The sequence below is a fragment of the Chitinimonas prasina genome (genome assembly GCF_030160395.1).
Lineage (GTDB): Bacteria > Pseudomonadota > Gammaproteobacteria > Burkholderiales > Chitinimonadaceae > Chitinimonas > Chitinimonas prasina.
Genome location: NZ_BSOG01000002.1, coordinates 1,218,750 through 1,234,522, shown reverse-complemented (window position 1 = coordinate 1,234,522; position 15,773 = coordinate 1,218,750). Strand labels below are relative to the sequence as shown.

General features: G+C 61.3%; 14 protein-coding genes. 7 read left to right on the top strand and 7 right to left on the bottom strand.

Annotation, left to right across the window (positions count from 1 at the left end; all coding sequences use genetic code 11):
- Positions 1-12: 12 nt before the first annotated feature.
- The 5 genes from QQK16_RS12705 to QQK16_RS12685 all read right to left on the bottom strand — a co-directional run bounded on the left by QQK16_RS12705 (position 13) and on the right by QQK16_RS12685 (position 4,810).
- Positions 13-1,602 (bottom strand): DHA2 family efflux MFS transporter permease subunit, encoded by a 1,590-nt coding sequence (locus QQK16_RS12705; protein WP_284196840.1) that lies wholly within the window; start codon positions 1,600-1,602, stop codon positions 13-15.
- Positions 1,603-1,640: 38 nt separating this feature from the next.
- Positions 1,641-2,273 carry a LysE family translocator gene (locus tag QQK16_RS12700; RefSeq protein WP_284196839.1) on the bottom strand — a complete coding sequence of 211 codons (633 nt, stop codon included), beginning with the start codon at positions 2,271-2,273 and terminating at the stop codon, positions 1,641-1,643.
- A 9-nt stretch (positions 2,274-2,282) separates the two neighbouring features.
- A complete protein-coding gene (locus QQK16_RS12695; protein WP_284196838.1) occupies positions 2,283-3,029 on the bottom strand; it encodes a metallophosphoesterase family protein in 747 nt (248 codons plus the stop codon).
- Between the two features lie 17 nt (positions 3,030-3,046).
- The gene (locus QQK16_RS12690; protein WP_284196837.1) at positions 3,047-4,108 is read right to left on the bottom strand and encodes an HlyD family secretion protein; all 1,062 of its coding nucleotides are present in this window, start codon (positions 4,106-4,108) and stop codon (positions 3,047-3,049) included.
- Positions 4,109-4,183: 75 nt separating this feature from the next.
- Entirely contained in the window at positions 4,184-4,810 is a 627-nt protein-coding gene (locus QQK16_RS12685) for a TetR/AcrR family transcriptional regulator (protein WP_284196836.1), read from the bottom strand.
- A gap of 251 nt (positions 4,811-5,061) precedes the next feature.
- Here QQK16_RS12685 and QQK16_RS12680 point away from each other — a divergent pair, with 251 nt between their 5' ends.
- The gene (locus QQK16_RS12680; protein ID WP_284196835.1) at positions 5,062-5,805 is read left to right on the top strand and encodes an alpha/beta hydrolase; all 744 of its coding nucleotides are present in this window, start codon (positions 5,062-5,064) and stop codon (positions 5,803-5,805) included.
- Positions 5,802-6,356 carry a C40 family peptidase gene (locus QQK16_RS12675; RefSeq protein WP_284196834.1) on the top strand — a complete coding sequence of 185 codons (555 nt, stop codon included), beginning with the start codon at positions 5,802-5,804 and terminating at the stop codon, positions 6,354-6,356. The genes QQK16_RS12680 and QQK16_RS12675 overlap by 4 nt, the downstream gene beginning before the upstream one ends.
- A gap of 357 nt (positions 6,357-6,713) precedes the next feature.
- On the opposite strand, the gene QQK16_RS12670 is transcribed toward QQK16_RS12675, so the two are convergent.
- Positions 6,714-7,646 (bottom strand): dienelactone hydrolase family protein, encoded by a 933-nt coding sequence (locus QQK16_RS12670; RefSeq protein ID WP_284196833.1) that lies wholly within the window; start codon positions 7,644-7,646, stop codon positions 6,714-6,716.
- A gap of 729 nt (positions 7,647-8,375) precedes the next feature.
- Here QQK16_RS12670 and QQK16_RS12665 point away from each other — a divergent pair.
- Together QQK16_RS12665 and QQK16_RS12660 are read left to right on the top strand one after the other, a co-directional pair.
- Complete coding sequence (locus tag QQK16_RS12665; RefSeq protein WP_284196832.1) at positions 8,376-9,212, top strand: transporter substrate-binding domain-containing protein; 837 nt, start codon at positions 8,376-8,378, stop codon at positions 9,210-9,212.
- A gap of 13 nt (positions 9,213-9,225) precedes the next feature.
- Positions 9,226-9,822: a YegJ family protein gene (locus QQK16_RS12660; protein WP_284196831.1), complete on the top strand. Its 597-nt coding sequence runs from the start codon at positions 9,226-9,228 to the stop codon at positions 9,820-9,822.
- A gap of 201 nt (positions 9,823-10,023) precedes the next feature.
- On the opposite strand, the gene QQK16_RS12655 is transcribed toward QQK16_RS12660, so the two are convergent.
- On the bottom strand, positions 10,024-13,188 hold the full coding sequence (locus tag QQK16_RS12655; RefSeq protein ID WP_284196830.1) for a ribonuclease E/G: 3,165 nt from the start codon (positions 13,186-13,188) through the stop codon (positions 10,024-10,026).
- 565 nt (positions 13,189-13,753) lie between these two features.
- Here QQK16_RS12655 and QQK16_RS12650 point away from each other — a divergent pair.
- Genes QQK16_RS12650 through QQK16_RS12640 form a run of 3 tightly spaced genes read left to right on the top strand, consistent with a single transcriptional unit; the run spans position 13,754 to position 15,730 of the window.
- Positions 13,754-14,698 carry an RluA family pseudouridine synthase gene (locus QQK16_RS12650; protein WP_284196829.1) on the top strand — a complete coding sequence of 315 codons (945 nt, stop codon included), beginning with the start codon at positions 13,754-13,756 and terminating at the stop codon, positions 14,696-14,698.
- Positions 14,698-15,354 carry an HAD-IA family hydrolase gene (locus tag QQK16_RS12645; RefSeq protein ID WP_308447018.1) on the top strand — a complete coding sequence of 219 codons (657 nt, stop codon included), beginning with the start codon at positions 14,698-14,700 and terminating at the stop codon, positions 15,352-15,354. Before QQK16_RS12650 ends, QQK16_RS12645 begins: the two co-directional genes overlap by 1 nt.
- Positions 15,347-15,730, top strand: a complete 384-nt coding sequence (locus QQK16_RS12640) for a Rieske (2Fe-2S) protein (RefSeq protein ID WP_284196827.1) — start codon at positions 15,347-15,349, stop codon at positions 15,728-15,730. Before QQK16_RS12645 ends, QQK16_RS12640 begins: the two co-directional genes overlap by 8 nt.
- Positions 15,731-15,773 lie beyond the last annotated feature (43 nt).

Below are 15,773 nucleotides of genomic sequence, written 5' to 3'. Positions count from 1 at the left end.
GTTGTCACTGGGTTAGTGCGCCACATCGGTGGCCTGCGCCATGCGCGGTGGCGTGCGCATCCAGAACAAGAGCGGCAGCAGCAGGATGATGATGGCGCCAAACCACAGGAACAGCTCGCTGAAAGCCAGCAGCATGGCCTGCTGGTTGACCTGCAGATTGATCAGGGCGTAGGCCTTTTGGGTGGCGCTGGCGATGGCATCACCCTTTTGCTGGAACAGCCGGGTATAGGCCTCCAGCCTTTCGGCCATGGCGGCGTTGTCATGGGTCAGGTGTTCGACCAGCGCCGAGCGTTTGATGTCTTCGAACTTGACCAGCAGGGTGGCCGACAGCGCAATGCCTACGCTGCCCCCCAGCTGTCGTACCAGGTTGTAGAGGCCGGTTGCGTTGGGGATTTCGGTAGGCAGGATACGGGCCAGGCTGAGGTTGTTGAGCGGCATGAACACCAGACCCAGGCCAAAGCCACGTAGCAGCAAAGGCCAGAAGAAATCGGCCGCGCCCGACTCGGTGGTGAACAGGTGGTGACCCCACATGGCGTACATGAACAGGGCGGCTCCCGCGATGATCAGCGCATGGGCCGGCACACCACGGGAGATCAGCTTGGCGGCGATGGGCATGGCAAAAGCGGCCGCCAGGGCGGAGGGCAGGATGATCATGCCGGTCTGGAAGGCGTCGAAACCGATCAGTGTCTGGGCATAGACCGGGAACAGAAATACGGTGGAAAACAAGGCTGCACCCAAAAAGAAGGTGAACAGCAGGCCGGCCGAGAACTGCAGGTCCTTCATGATGCGCAGGTTGACGATGGGATGGGCAATCTCCAGCTGGCGGATGACGAAGGCGAACAGCGAGACGAAGCTGGTGACCGCGTAGGCGAGTATCTCGGTGGATTCAAACCACTCCAGCTTTTCACCGCGCTCCAGCATCAACTGCAGGCTGCCTATGCCGACGGCCAACAGTAGCAGGCCCAGGTAGTCCACGCTGCTGATCTGCCGGCGATGGGCGGAGTCCGGCACGAAGGCCAGCACCAGGAAGAGGGCGATGGCACCGAGGGGCAGGTTGATATAGAAGATCCAGGGCCAGGACCAGGTGTCGGTAATCCAGCCACCTACGGTCGGGCCTAGCGAGGGGCCGAACATGATGCCTATGCCGAAGATGGCCATGGCCGTTGCCATCTCCTCGGCCGGAAAGACTTCGTACAGCGTGGCCTGTGCCGTAGCGATCAGACCGCCGCCGCCCAGGCCCTGGACGATGCGCCAGAACACCAGCTCGCCCAGTGAGGTGGCATTGCCGCAGGCCCAGGAGGCGACGGTGAAGATGATGATGGACAGTGCCAAGTAGTTGCGGCGGCCTATCTGGTTGGCCAGAAAACCCGAGATGGGCAGGATGATGACGTTGGCGACCACATAGCCTATCGAGACCCAGGTGATTTCATCGAGCGTGGCACCCAGGGTGCCCATCATATGGGGTACAGCAACATTGACGATGCTGGTGTCCAGCAGCTCCAGCACGCAGGCCAGCGTTACCGTGATCGCGATGATGAAGCGGTTGCGATGGATGGCATCTGGATGGTTGCTGCGTAGCAGGCTGGGGAAGAAAGGCTTCATGCTGTGACCTTGGCTGGGGCGGCTGGCGAGTAGATGAATCAGGTTTGCCGGGAGAAGGCGAGCTTGATGCCGAGGAACAGGAACAAGACCCCCATGCTGCGGTTAAGCCACTGGGTAATACCCGTGCCAGGCTGGATCAGGCTGCTGACCTTGGCGGCGGTATAGGCCAGGGTGTGGCACCAGAGCATGCCGTTGAAGTTGAATATCGCCCCCAGGAAGATGAAGGCCAGTGCCTTGCTGGGTGCGGCGGCATCAATGAACTGGGGTACGAAGGCCAGAAAGAACAGGGCTACCTTGGGGTTCAGTACGTTGGTCCAGAAGCCTTGCCAGAATATGGTGGACAGGGGCGCGGCCTGCAGCTTGGACAGTTCACCCGGCGTGGTGGCCTTGCTGCGCAGCATGCTGATGCCGACCCAGATCAGGTAGGCGGCGCCGATCAGCTTGACGACGGTGAAGGCCGTGGCCGAGGTCGCCAGGATGGCCGACAGACCCAAGGCCGCGGCGAAGATATGGACAAAGGTACCCAGGCCTATGCCCAGCGCGGCGGCGGAACCGGCCCTGAAGCCCTGGCCGGCGGCGCGGCTGGCGATGTAGAGGGAATCCGGGCCCGGCGCGATATTGAGCATCAGGCCGGACAGGATGAACAGCCAGAGGTCGTGGGTGCCGAACATGGATTAGTCTCAGGTAAGAGATACGAGGGCGTAGCCGGTGCGCAGGGCGTGTGCCCAGTCAGGCCGGCCATTGCGGGCTGCTTGTGCGGCGGCGGATTCAAAGTCATATGGCAGTGCAAGCAGATCGACCTGCCAGCCGTGCGCCAGGCGTTCGACGATCGCGTAGCGGGCATCGGGGCTGCCGTTCTCTACCAGATGAAAGTGTGGGTTATCGTCATCATAGGCCGGCAGGCCGACACTGCCAGGGTTGACCACCCGCCTGCCATCGGGGGCACACAGTGTACGGGGGAGATGGGTGTGGCCGCAGGCGATCAGGCGCGCTGTCTCCTGGCCCAGGCGTGCATCCAGCTCGGTGGGCGTGGCCATGTGGCAGCCTGTGGGGGTTACGGTTTCCATGCAATAGGCCAGGTCGCTGGTAGGGGTGCCATGGCAGAGCAGCACCTCGCCCATCCGGTGGGTGGGCGGCAGGCTGGCCAGCCACTGCAAGGTGGCAGGGCTGATCTGTTGGCGGGCATGGCGATCACTGGCGGCCATGCGGGACAGGTGCTGGGTCAACAATTGCCGCTCATGATTGCCTGCCAGCTGCGGCCAGCTTTGCTGCCGCAGCAATACCGCAGTTTCTTCAGGCCAAAGCGGCCCGCTCAAGCTATCGCCCAGATTGGCGATCTGCGTGATGCCACGTCGGGCAATATCGGCCAGCACCGCTTGCAGGGCGGGGAGATTGCCGTGGATGTCGGAGATCAGGGCGAGGCGCATGGTGTTTCTGCCTGGCGTCAGCGTATGCGTATGCTGGCCATGACGCTCATGCCGGGGCGCAATGGGGTTGCATTGTGGTCGAACGCGGCCAGCCTGATCTTGACGGGCACCCGCTGCACCACCTTGGTGAAGTTGCCGCTGGCGTTATCCGGCGGCAACAGCGAAAACTTGGCGCCGGTGGCCGAGCTGAAGGACTCTACCTTGCCGCTAAAAGCCTTGCCGGGGTAGGCGTCCACCTCGACGGTGACGGCCTGGCCGGCCCGCACATTGCCAACTTCGGTTTCCTTGAGATTGGCCGTAACCCAGATATCGCTGAGTGGTACCACATACATCAGCGTTTGGCCTGCTTGTACCAATTGGCCGACTTCGACCGACTTCTTGCTGACCACACCGGTGATGGGGGCCCGCACCTCGGTATCCTTGAACTGGATGGCAGCCAGATCACGCTGAGCCCGAACCGAATCGACCTTGGCCTGGGCAGATTTCAGGCCGGCGCCGGCCACGCCTACCTGCTGGCTGGCCGCGCTGGCCGTATCGCGTGCGGTCCTGAGCTGCGACTCGGCCGAGCGTTGGGCTGCCAGGGCAGCATCAAGCTGGGCGCTGGATGCCATGCCCTTGGCAGCCAATGAGCGGGTCCGTTCCAGATCATTGTGCGCCCGCTCGGCATTCGCCGCTGCCAGGGCAATGGTCGATTGCGCTGCGGCCGCGCTGGCCAGGGCATAGCCTATCTGGGCCTCGGCCTGACCGGTACTGCCCTTGCTGCCGGCGGCAGCCATCGCGATCTTCAGGTCGGCCTCGGCCTGTGCCAGCCGGGCGCCGTAGTCGCGGTCATCTATCTTGATCAACACGCTGCTGGCGCTGACGGGCTGGTTATCGGCCACCTTCACCGCCTGGACATAGCCGGACAGGCGTGCGGCGATGGGCACGATATGGCCCTCTACCTGAGCGTTGTCGGTTTCGACATACGTGCGGCCATGCCACCAGTGGTAGACCACCCAGCCTGCGATGGCGGCGATGGCGAGTGCCAGCACTAGCCTGGCCTTGGTCTGCTTCTGAGATGGGTTTGCGGTGTCGTTCATGGGTGGCTCTTGAGGCTCGCACCAGCTTGGGCTGGCGTCTGGGAAGTGTGGGTGTGTCAGCCGGGATGCTGAGGGCTATCGGTGTCGCAGGCCCTGTACCAGTAGATCAAAATGGAAGCGGGCAAAGGCTTTTAGGTCGACCGGTTCGGTATCGCACAGCGAGAAACTCTGCTTCCAGACCTTGATCATCACCAACGGGGCGGTGACCGCCCGGGCGGCCATCATGGGATCGACTTCACGGAACTCGCCGCTCTGTATGCCGCGGCTGATCACGTCGGCAAACAGCCGGCGGCTACGCACCACGACTTCATCCACATAGAAACGGGCCAGCTCGGGGAAATTGGTGGCCTCGGCAATCATCAGCCGGGAGATGCCGGAGGAGGTGGCGTGCTCCATCCGCTCCGCCCAACTGGACAGCAGCTGCCACAACAGGTCGGACCAGGCGCCCTGATGCTCCTCTACCAGCGTCTCGGCAAACTCCAGCGCGGGGACGACGGTTTCGCGTACTACCGCCTTGAACAGCTCTTCCTTGTTCTCGAAGTACAGATAGACCGTGCCCTTGGTGACGCCCGCCAGCTTGGCGACATCATCCAGCCGGGTGGCGGCAAAACCCTTGTCGGAGAACAGGGTCAGGGCGGCCTGGATGATCTCGGCCGGACGGGCATCCTTGCGGCGCTGCCAGCGTGGTAGCGGGGTGTTCATATGGGGCTCCTGGGCGGGTGAGGCCTTTACGGGGCGATCTGCCAAGCTGGGAGGTGAGTTAGTGACTTTTGAGTAATTTATTCATTGCTGAACGAAAAGTCAATAACTGAGGGCTTGGTTGTAAGCGGCAGGGGATTGGCGTAAGGTGGCCGGCAATGCTCAGGGAATTTCATAAGAACAGTGTCCAAGTGGCTGATATAAAGCTGGAAATAATAGAATCAAAGGCGCTGCTGGCAAGTGGGCGACCGCCCTTGCTGTTTATCCATGGCGCCTATGCTGCCGCCTGGTGCTGGCAGATGCATTACTTGGCTTATTTTGCCCAACGCGGCTATCACAGCTTTGCCGTCAGCCTGCGTGGCCATGGCTTGAGTGAGGGGCGCGGCGGGCTGGCTGCCACATCGGTGCATGAGTACGCCGAGGATGTGGCCCAAGCCATCAGGTTGATCGAGATGCAGACCGGGCGCAGGCCGGTGCTGGTGGGGCATTCCATGGGTGGCTACCTGGCCCAGATGGTGGCGCGGGAGCAGGTGTTGCCGGGACTGGCCCTGCTTGCCACGGTGCCACCCGAGGGCTTGATGGGGTCGGCACTGCATTTGTTTTGGCAGCATCCCCTGCTGCTGTGGGAGCTGAATCTGTTGCAGAACGGGGGCGTACCGCCCCGGCTCGACAAGCTGCGGGAGCTATTGTTCTCGGCCCACATTGTGGAGGCAGAGTTGCAGACTTACGCAGCGCGTTTCCAGCATGAATCGGATCGCGCCCTGATAGACATGAATCTACCCCAGTTTGACCAGCGCCAGCCGCGCGGCATGCCGCCAGCGCTGGTGCTGGGTAGTCATGATGACAAGCTGATGCCCTGCCATCTGATCTATAGCGCAGCCCGGGCCTTGGGTGTGCGTGCCCATATGTTGCAAGGCCTGGGTCATATGCTGATGCTGGATGCCGGCTGGCAATTGGCTGCAGCGGCTCTGGCCGCATGGTTGGAGGAGCTACCATGAAGATAATAGCTGACCCGCGTCGGCGGCTGCTGGGGGTAGTCTTGCTGCCTTTGTTGCTGGCCGCATGTGCCAGTGCGCCGGACAAGCCCGTCGGCGAGCCCGCCGGCAAGGTTGCCAGCAAGCCGCCAGCGGCTCGCCCGGTAGTGGCGCCCAGCCATATTGAGGTGAGCGCGGCAGGGCGTGAGATTGTGATGTATGCCCTGGGGCTGATTGATGTGGGCTATGTGTTTGGCGGCAAGAACCCGGAAGCGGGGCTGGATTGCTCGGGCATGGTAAGTTTTATCTTCCGTAATGCAGTGGGCATGGAAGTGCACGGCAGCGCAGCCGATATCGCTCGCAAGGGACGGCCCATCAAGCGGGAGGAGTTGCAGGCCGGTGATCTGGTGTTCTTCAACACCATGAACCGCTCCTTTTCGCATGTGGGCATCTATATCGGCGATGACAAGTTCATCCACGCACCCAGCACCAAAGGTAGGGTGCGGATAGAGAGCATGAAGACCAAGTACTTTGCCACCCGCTATGAGGCCGCGCGCTCCTTGCTGGCCGGGTGAGTCGTGGCCTTCTAGATGACGAGCGTCAGCGAGGCTCCCGCGCGGCGGGGGGGGGGGGATTCAATCAGGGGAGAGCCCGCCGGTTCAGGCTGCGCTGCCGTTCAGCGCCAGGGTTACCCTGGCGCCTGCTCGGTCAATGGTACCTATTGATGACTTGATTCCATAGCAGGCGCTGGCGCCTATTCACAATGATGACGAGCGTTAGCGAGGCTCCCGCGCGGCGGCGCGGGCGGGGGGTGTGGATTCAATCAGGGGAGAGCCCGCCGGTTCAGGCTGCGCTGCCGTTCAGCGCCAGGGTTACCCTGGCGCCTGCTCGGTCAATGGTACCTATTGATGACTTGATTCCATGACAGGCTCTCAGTTCAGGTATTGCTGCAAGCGGTTCAGCGCTGCGGTATCGGCCTGTTCTTTGGCGCAGGCATCCGGTGTGCTGGCAATGTTGACGCAGGCATCATCAGAGCCATCAAAGCTATGGGCAGCACCCTGGTAGACAGTCATCTGCACTTCGTTACCAGTAAGGCTGCTGGCTCCCAGCTGGGCAGCACGATCCTGGCGGGTGGTGCAGGGATATTTGAGTGCCTGGGTGGCTTTGCTGGCGTCGTAGTAGAGCTTGTCGGCGCTGGCTGCCAGGATGTGCACACCTGCATAGGGCCGCCATTTGCTGTTGGTGATGCCGTTATAGGCACTGTTCAGGCCGCAGCCGGGATAGAAGGCTACGCCACCACGGAAGCCACGCTGTGCTGTAGGCTTGCTGGTGGTGCCATCCGGCTCGGTGTCGGCCAGCGTGGTCATGACGGTGCTGCCGCCGTGTGACCAACCCAGCAATGCCATGCGGCCTGCGGAAACCAAGTCGCTGCGGCTATCGAGATAGCTGCGGGCGGCGTAGACGTCCAGCGGCCGATCGGTGACTTCCGAGATACCAACGCCAGCACCGTTGTTGCATTCGCTCTGATTCTGGCCTGCAGGCTTGCGCGGGCTGAAGCTGTCAACGACTAGCACCACCATGTTCTGCGCCACTAAGCGGTCTGCCCACTCGCGATACAGGGTCTGGACATTGCTGTTGTTGGCATTGGGCAGGCTGTAGCTATAGACCCCCGAGCAGCCATGCAGCATGACGACTGCGGGGTAGCGCTGATTGCCGCCTGCGACCCAGCCTGCGGGCACGAACAGCTTGGCTGGAATGGTGAGGCCTGCGGCATTCTCGAAGCTTACGTTGCTGAAGTTGCTGTTCCAGGCCAATGCAGGCAAGGTGGCGGCGCAGAGCAGTGCGGTGATACAGGGTTTGAACATGGCGATGTCTCTTGGTGTGTTGATCTTGGCCACACGGTGGTCAGCACGGTGGGCGACGCAGGTATGAGCTACGTTTGTCCCAAGTGCATGGGCCACAAGGTGGCTGGCGTGAGCGCATCGTCACACTAGGCAGGTCTGCGTGATCCGAAGATGTAATTAAGAGAGTACTAATATTTTGCTAAGTGCGGCTAGCAAACCCCAGCGTAGCGGTTCTGGCTAGGCTTGCGTGCGCTGGCGCGCGCAGCAGCAGGTGCGCGCAGCGGACAGTACGTGCGTACGGCAAGCTCGCACAACAACGCAAGAAAGGTTTTGTTAGCGGCGCTGAATTGCCCTGGCTGGACGAGAGGGCGCAGAGTATGAAACTATCGCAAGCTCGCAGATGGTCGGGTTCTTATCGGTTGGTCTGGACTTGACCATGGGCTTTTGTGCCATCCTCGCTAGAAAACCTCCTTGCCGATCGCATGGTGTCGCCGTGGCGTAACGCGCGGGAGGAAGCGTAGCTTGGTGGGTGCTTCCGGATGTCTCGCGCAACCTACTGGCAAAGAGTTGGCCTGCGTGCGAATACGTTTGGAGGCGCCGAAGCTCGCTACAAAGCGGCGCTGACTAGGGGATATCGCGCCAACTATTCAGCTTACGCGGTGTCGATATGCTTCGGTGGCGCCGGGCCTCGCCTTAAAACCGAGGTTACTGGAAGCACCCTAGTGTCTATGCAACTGTACTGGAGTCAGAATGAACTTACGCTCATTTTTCGTCATCGCCCTCGCAGCCTCGAGTTTTGCCTATGCCAGCAATACGGCAGCCGATGCAGGGAAAGCCAGCGAAACCGTACCGCCGGCCAAGGAATGGAAAACCGTCCGTATTGGCGTAGAGCCGTCATTCAAGCCTTTTACCTTCAAAACACCGGAAGGTGTGCTGACAGGGTTTGACGTAGATATTGCCAATGAACTCTGCACGGCAATGCAGGTGAAGTGCGAGTTCGTGGAAGAGGCGGACTGGAATGCCTTTCTGGTAAATCTGAACAAGGATAAATACGATGCGATCGTCTCTTCGATGTATATCACCGATGAGAGAAAGCAGTTTGCTGCATTCACCAAGACCTACTATCAGGTGCCGTCGCGCATCTTGGTCCGAGCGGACAGCAAGATCAAGAAACTGCCCGCAGACCTGAAAGGGAAGCGCCTGGGTGTGGCCATCAACTCAGCCGAAGAGCGTTACGTCTTGGGCGAACTGGCGGCAAAGGGTGCCAAAGTTACCCGTTACAAGACCCATGCCATGTTGATGGAAGACATGGCGATGGACAAACTCGATGCCGCTGCCATGGATGCACTGATTGCCGCCACGGACTTTCTGGGTAAGACCGGCAACGAGGATTGGGCCTTTGCTGGTCCGGCCATCAACGACAAAAACAATATCAAGTATTTTGGTATAGGGCCCGGCATTGCAGTGCGTAAACAGGATGAGGCGCTGCGTGTGATGTTTGACAAGGCTATAGTGACCATACGACAGAATGGCCAGTGGAAAAAAGTCAACGATAAGTACTTCAGCTTTGACGTCTGGGTGGACTAGGCTTGCTGCATGATTGAAAACAAAGGCGCTGAATAGCGCCTTTGTTTTGCTTGCCCTGGTGATGGAGCATGATATGCCGGATCCAGGCGGGATATTCAATGAACGAATCAGAGAGAACGAAATGAAATCTGCATTGTTTGCTGCAGTATGCGTGCTGGCGGCTGGCTTTTGCCTGGCGGGCGATGAAAAGATCGGCGACCAGGTGGTCTACGTCAATGATCAGGATAAGGCGATGAATGCCGCCATAGCTAAAGCCCAGGCGACGCTGGATACCTTCCTGCAGGTGGCGGAGAGCAAGCCCAGTGGTACATTGGGTTATAAATTGAAAGTCCGGTTTGAAGACGAGAATGGTGCCGAGCATATCTGGGTGACACCATTCAAAAGGGAAAAGACAGGCTTTGTCGGTGTCGTCGCCAACGATCCCGAAGTCGTGGAGTCGGTAGAGGCGGGTAAGTCTTACTCTTTCAGCCGGGCGCAGATCAGTGATTGGGGCTATGTGAAGGACGGCAAGCAGGTGGGCAGTTACACCGTCTGTGTCATTTTCAAGTCCATGCCGGCCGATCAGGTCAAGCGCTATAAGGACGACTACGGCTTTGAGTGCAACGACTGATTGGCTGTACTTGAGTCGTTAGCTGGCAGTGCCGGGCGCCGATACGCCTGATGCCCTGTCGGCTGCTGCGTGACGGTGCTGCAGTTCCGGACCTGGGTGGCGCAGGCTGCTTGACCTAGGTCGGTTGGTTTTATCGTGACGCAAAACAACAAGGGCGCCATTGGCGCCCTTGTTGTTGCTACTGCATGCAGGGAAACAGCCTTACTCGGGCTTGGTTTCCACGGCCTTGGTTTCGACCATGACCAGTTCTTCCTGCACCGGTGCGGTGGACTGCGTCGGCTTCACTTCGCTACGGCGGCGGCGTGTTGGCGCTGCAATCTGCGGCAGTTCCGGCAGGGGCTCGAAGGCCTTGGTGGCTACCTGCACCAGGCCGACGTCCTCGGGTCGGCCGATTTCCGGCAGCTGGGGGGCAACAGGCTTGGGCGCTTCAACCACAGCGGCTTCGACGACCGCTTCAACGGCAGGGGCGGGTGCCGCTATGGCTTCCACTGCTGCGGGCTCTGCCACTGGCGCTACGGCTGCTGCTGCAACTTCGGCGGCGGGGGTGGTCACTGCCGGTGCTGCTTCCACGGCGGCCACTGCCGGTGCTGCTTCCACGGCGGCAACTGCTGGCGCTGCTTCCACTGCTGCGGCCTCTGCGACGGCTACTGCCGGTGCAGGGGTGGCCTTGGCTTCGGCAGGCTGGGTAGCGGCATCGCCCTTGCTTTCCCACCAGGCGCCTTGTGCAGGTGCGGCGGTGGTTGCTGCGGCAGGTGCGGCTTCAACCGGTGCGGGTGCGGCCTCTTGGGTGACTACAGGTACAGCCACTTCGTTCTGGCTGGTTTCTGCGGCTACCGTGTCTGCTGCTTCATCGCTGCCGTTCTCGCTGCCTTCGCCCTGGTTCTGGTTGCTATCACCACCGCGTTCGCCACGGCCACCACGACGGCCACGACGACGACGGCCACGGCCTTCGCTACCTTCAGCGCCTTCAGGTTGCTGGCCGTCTACCGGCAGCAATTCCTGCTGGCTTGGCTCCTCGCCCTCGGCCTGTTGTGGTTTGGGTTCGGCTTGCGGGCGTGGTTGACGCGGTTCGCGCTCGGCGCGGGCCTCATTCGTTTCACGCGGCTCACGCTGCTCGCGTGGCTGGCGGGGTTCGCGTGGCTGACGCGGTTCGCGGGCTTCGCGTGGCTCGCGCTCTGCACGGGCTTCGCTGCCTTCACGCGGTTCGCGCTGTTCGCGCTGTTCGCGCTGTTCGCGCGGCTGGCGCGGCTCGCGTTGCTCGCGGCCTTCGCCTTGTGGCCGTTCGTTGCGGTTTTCGCGTTCGCCACGGCCTTCGCCCTGGTTGCGGCCTTCATTGCGCTCGCCACGTTCGCGACGCGGCTGGCGTGGCTGTTCGTCTTCCTCGATACGGGGCTTGCTGCCGCCACGACGTTCTTCGCTGTTGTTGCCACGACGACCGTCGTTGTTGCGCGGCTGCTCGCTGCGTTGCTGCTCGCTGCGCTCGCCACGGCGGCCTTCGCCACGGCGGTTGCCACGGTCACGGCCGCCCTTGTTGGCGGGTACGGGCTGCTTCACTTCTTCGACTTCGGGGCCCTTGAAGAAACGGACTATGCGTTCGAAGAAAGACGGCTTGGCCTCGACCGGTGCGGGCTTCTCGACAGCAATAGGGGCTGGCTGCGACGGAGTGATGGCCTTGACGGCGGCTTCCTGGCGCGGCTTGGCGGGCTCGTCGTTCTTGCCCTTGCCGTGGCTGTGTTCTTCCTCGGCAGGCGATTCCATCATCTTGTACGACGGCAGGACTTCCTCGATATGGTTGAGGTCGTCGTGGCGCAGACGGGTAACGGTGTAGTTGGGGGTTTCGAGGTGGATGTTGGGGATCAACACCACGCCAACCTTGAGGCGCGACTCGATGGAGAAGATGTCGGCGCGCTTTTCGTTCAGCAGGAAGGTGGCGACATCGACAGGCACCTGGGCGTGGATGGCGCCGGTGTTCTCCTTCATGGCCTCTTCCTGAATGATGCGCAGGATGTGCAGGGCCGAGGATTCGATACCACGGATAAAGCCGGTGCCATGGCAACGCGGACAGGGCTGGTGGGCGGTTTCGCCCAGGCTGGGCTGCAGGCGCTGCCGGCTCAGTTCCATCAGGCCGAAGCGCGAGATCTTGCCGGTCTGCACGCGGGCACGGTCATGGCGCAGGGCATCGCGCAAGCGGTTTTCCACCTCGCGCTGGTTGCCGGCCTTTTCCATGTCGATGAAGTCGACCACGATCAGGCCGCCCAGGTCACGCAGTCGCAGCTGGCGGGCGATTTCGTCGGCAGCCTCCAGGTTGGTGCGGGTGGCGGTCTCTTCGATATCGCCACCCTTGGTGGCGCGGGCCGAGTTCACATCCACCGATACCAGGGCTTCGGTATGGTCGATCACGATGGCGCCGCCGGAGGGCAGGGCCACTTCGCGCGAGAACGCGGTTTCGATCTGGTGTTCGATCTGGAAGCGCGAGAACAGCGGAACGTCGTCCTTGTACATCTTCACGCGGTTCACGAAGCCAGGCATCACATGGCTCATGAACTGCTGTGCCTGATTGAACACGAATTCGGTGTCGATCAGGATTTCGCCGATGTCAGGCTGGTAGTAGTCGCGAATGGCGCGGATCACCAGGCTGCCTTCTTCATAGATCAGGAAGGGAGCGGGATTGTCGCGCTTGAGGTGCTTGCCCTCGGGCGAAGTGGGGGTGGGGACGTACTTGGTAATGGTCTTGCCAGGGCGCTCTGGATCGGCGGCCTGCAGCTCGAAGCTGGGGGTGGCGGCCGAATCGATGGCTTTCCACAGCTTTAGCAGGTAGTTCAAGTCCCACTGCAGCTCTTCGGCGGTACGGCCTATGCCGGCAGTACGGGCGATGATGGACATGCCGCTGGGCACGTCGAGCTGGTCCATGGTGGCGCGCAGTTCCTGGCGCTCTTCGCCCTCGATACGGCGCGATACGCCACCGCCGCGAGGATTGTTGGGCATCAGCACCAGATAGCGGCCGGCCAACGAGATAAAGGTGGTGAGGGCAGCGCCCTTGTTGCCGCGTTCGTCCTTTTCAACCTGGACGATCAGCTCCATGCCTTCTTTGAGCGCGTCCTGGATGCGCGAACGGCCGTCGGCGCCTTCCTTGAAATAGGAGCGGGCAACTTCCTTGAAGGGGAGGAAACCGTGGCGGTCGGTGCCGTAATCGACAAAGCAGGCTTCGAGCGAGGGCTCGATGCGGGTGATGACGGCCTTGTAGATATTGCTTTTGCGTTGTTCCTTGCCGACGGTTTCGATATCCAGATCAATCAGCTTCTGGCCGTCGACGATGGCGACACGAAGCTCTTCAGCTTGTGTCGCATTGAACAGCATGCGTTTCATGTTTCGTTCTCCCGCCGCCGGACAGGCAGGGGCGAACACACCGACGGCGGTTGGCCGTCGAGGGAAGACTCAGGCAGAGAGGCGTTGCAAATGGTTTAGCAAGGCGTAGGTCCCCAAGGTTCCATACTATCGTCGCGGCCGAGAGGTCGTTGCCGCGCACGGGTGTGTCCTAGTATTGCCGACTGATAGCCCTGGTTTATGGGGGCATCAGCCTGCTGATGTCCGGTCGTGCGTTTTGTCACTTTGTGCCGTCGTTGCTTTGCGGTGAACGACGTTAACCGCACCGGCATTGGCCTTGTCCGAGTTTCCCTGGTTTGGCGCACCTAAGCGCTCACGTCTGCCTTGCGCACGTGGTGCCTGGCGGGTAGCCGGCACGGCAAGAGAGAAAAAGACGTAGGGGAAAGAGCGGGAAAGGCCGCGCGAGCCGGTCGCGCGTGAGATAATCCGTTCCTTTGAAGACCGCAGCGGCCATTTTGGCCCGGTGCGGTAGAACAGACGGTCTGCCGCCGGTGGTTCCGGCAAGGCCGGCCTAAGCGGATGGCAAGACCGCCAGAGTATATGTCAGATGGACACCCCTAGCAAAGTTTCGTACCTCGTGGTCGGCAGCGAAGAAGCCGGCCAACGTTTGGATAACTATTTGATGAAGCACCTTAAGGGTGCGCCGAAGTCGCTGATCTACCGGATCGTGCGCTCGGGAGAGGTGCGGGTGAACAAGGGGCGGGCCGACGTCACCTATCGCACGGTGGAAGGCGACCAGATACGCATACCGCCCATCCGCCTGGCGGAACCCAGCGCCAAGCCTAGCCAGGCAGCTGCGGCCCGTGGGCCGGCACTGCCCATACTGTATGAAGACGAGGCGCTGCTGGTGATAGACAAGCCGGCCGGCGTGGCGGTGCATGGCGGCAGCGGCGTGAGCTTCGGGGTGATCGAGCAATTGCGTGCCTTGCGGCCCCAGGCCAAGTTCCTGGAGCTGGTTCACAGGCTGGACCGCGAGACCTCCGGCATATTGCTGGTGGCCAAGAAGCGGGCTGCGCTGGTGGCCATGCACGAGATGTTGCGTAATGACCGCGGTATGGACAAACGCTATCTGGCACTGGTGAAGGGGGTGTTCCCCGACGCAAGGCGGCATGTGCGTTTCAAGCTGCAGAAATATGTCACGGCAGACGGCGAGCGCCGGGTGAACGTGACCCCTGACGGCCAGGACTCCCACACGGTATTCAACCGCAAGGCCGCCTTTGCCGATGCCACCTTGCTGGAGTGCGAACTGAAAACCGGCCGTACCCATCAGATACGGGTGCACTGTGCGCAATCTGGCTTTCCTATCCTGGGCGATGACAAGTACGGCGATTTTGCACTGAACAAGGCACTGCCACGGCAAGGGCTCAAGCGCATGTTCCTGCATGCCTGGCGGTTGACGCTGAACCATCCCATCAGTGGCGAGCCGCTCAAGCTGGAGGCTCCGCTGCCCTTGGAACTGCAAACCTATATGAACAGCCTGGAATCGCTTTGATGGCCGACCGCTTTGATCTCCTGATATTCGATTGGGACGGCACCCTGGCCGATTCCACCGCACTGATTACCCGTTCCATCCAACTGGCGTTTGCCGATGTCGGCCTGGCCGTACCCAGCCGGCAGCAAGCCAGCTACGTGATTGGATATGGCCTGAATGAAGCCATGCGCTTCCTGGCCCCCGACGCCACGGCAGCCCAGGTGGCGCAGATCGTGGATGCCTACAAGACCCACTACCTGGCCCGCGACGGCGAGATTGCCTTGTTTGATGGCGTGGCCGAGGCCTTGGCTCACTACCGCTCGGCGGGCTACCAGATGGCCGTGGCCACCGGTAAATCGCGCCGTGGCCTTGATCGGGTATTGGAACAGACCGGTATGGGGGCGTTTTTCGAGACCACCCGCTGTGCCGACGAGTGCCATTCCAAGCCGCATCCGCAGATGCTGGAGGAGATCACTGAATTACTGGGTGTCGCACCCCAGCGCAGCGTGATGATAGGTGACACCACGCACGACCTGCAGATGGCGCTGAACGCCGGCACGCCTGCACTGGGCGTGGCCTATGGTGCGCACCCCAAGGCTGATCTGGCTGCGTTGCAGCCGCTGGGCCTGTTCGATACCTTTGCTGAACTCGATGGGTGGTTGCGTGAGCATGGCTGATTATGCTGGGCGCAAGTGGCGTATCTGCGCCAGCGAAGAGCTGCCCGACAGTGGCTTGGGTAAGCGCTTTCAGGCCGAGTGGGCCGGCGTGCCGGCACCGGGGTTCGTGGTGCGCTGGCATGGCAAGGTGCAGGGCTACCTGAACGCCTGCGCCCACATACCGGTAGAGCTGGATTTCAATGAAGGCGACTTCTTTGACCTGAGCCGTTCGTATTTGATCTGCGCTACCCACGGCGCATACTATAGGCCTGATACCGGGCTATGCCTGGGGGGGCCATGCAAGGGCGCGCGGCTGACCAAGCTGGTGCTAGTGGAGGAGGGCGGCGAGGTATTCTTTCTGCCGGATGCCCGAACTGAACAGGATGGCTGGCGCTGAGCCGCTATCCCAAGATAATTGACTGGCCGGATGGCAAGCGCTG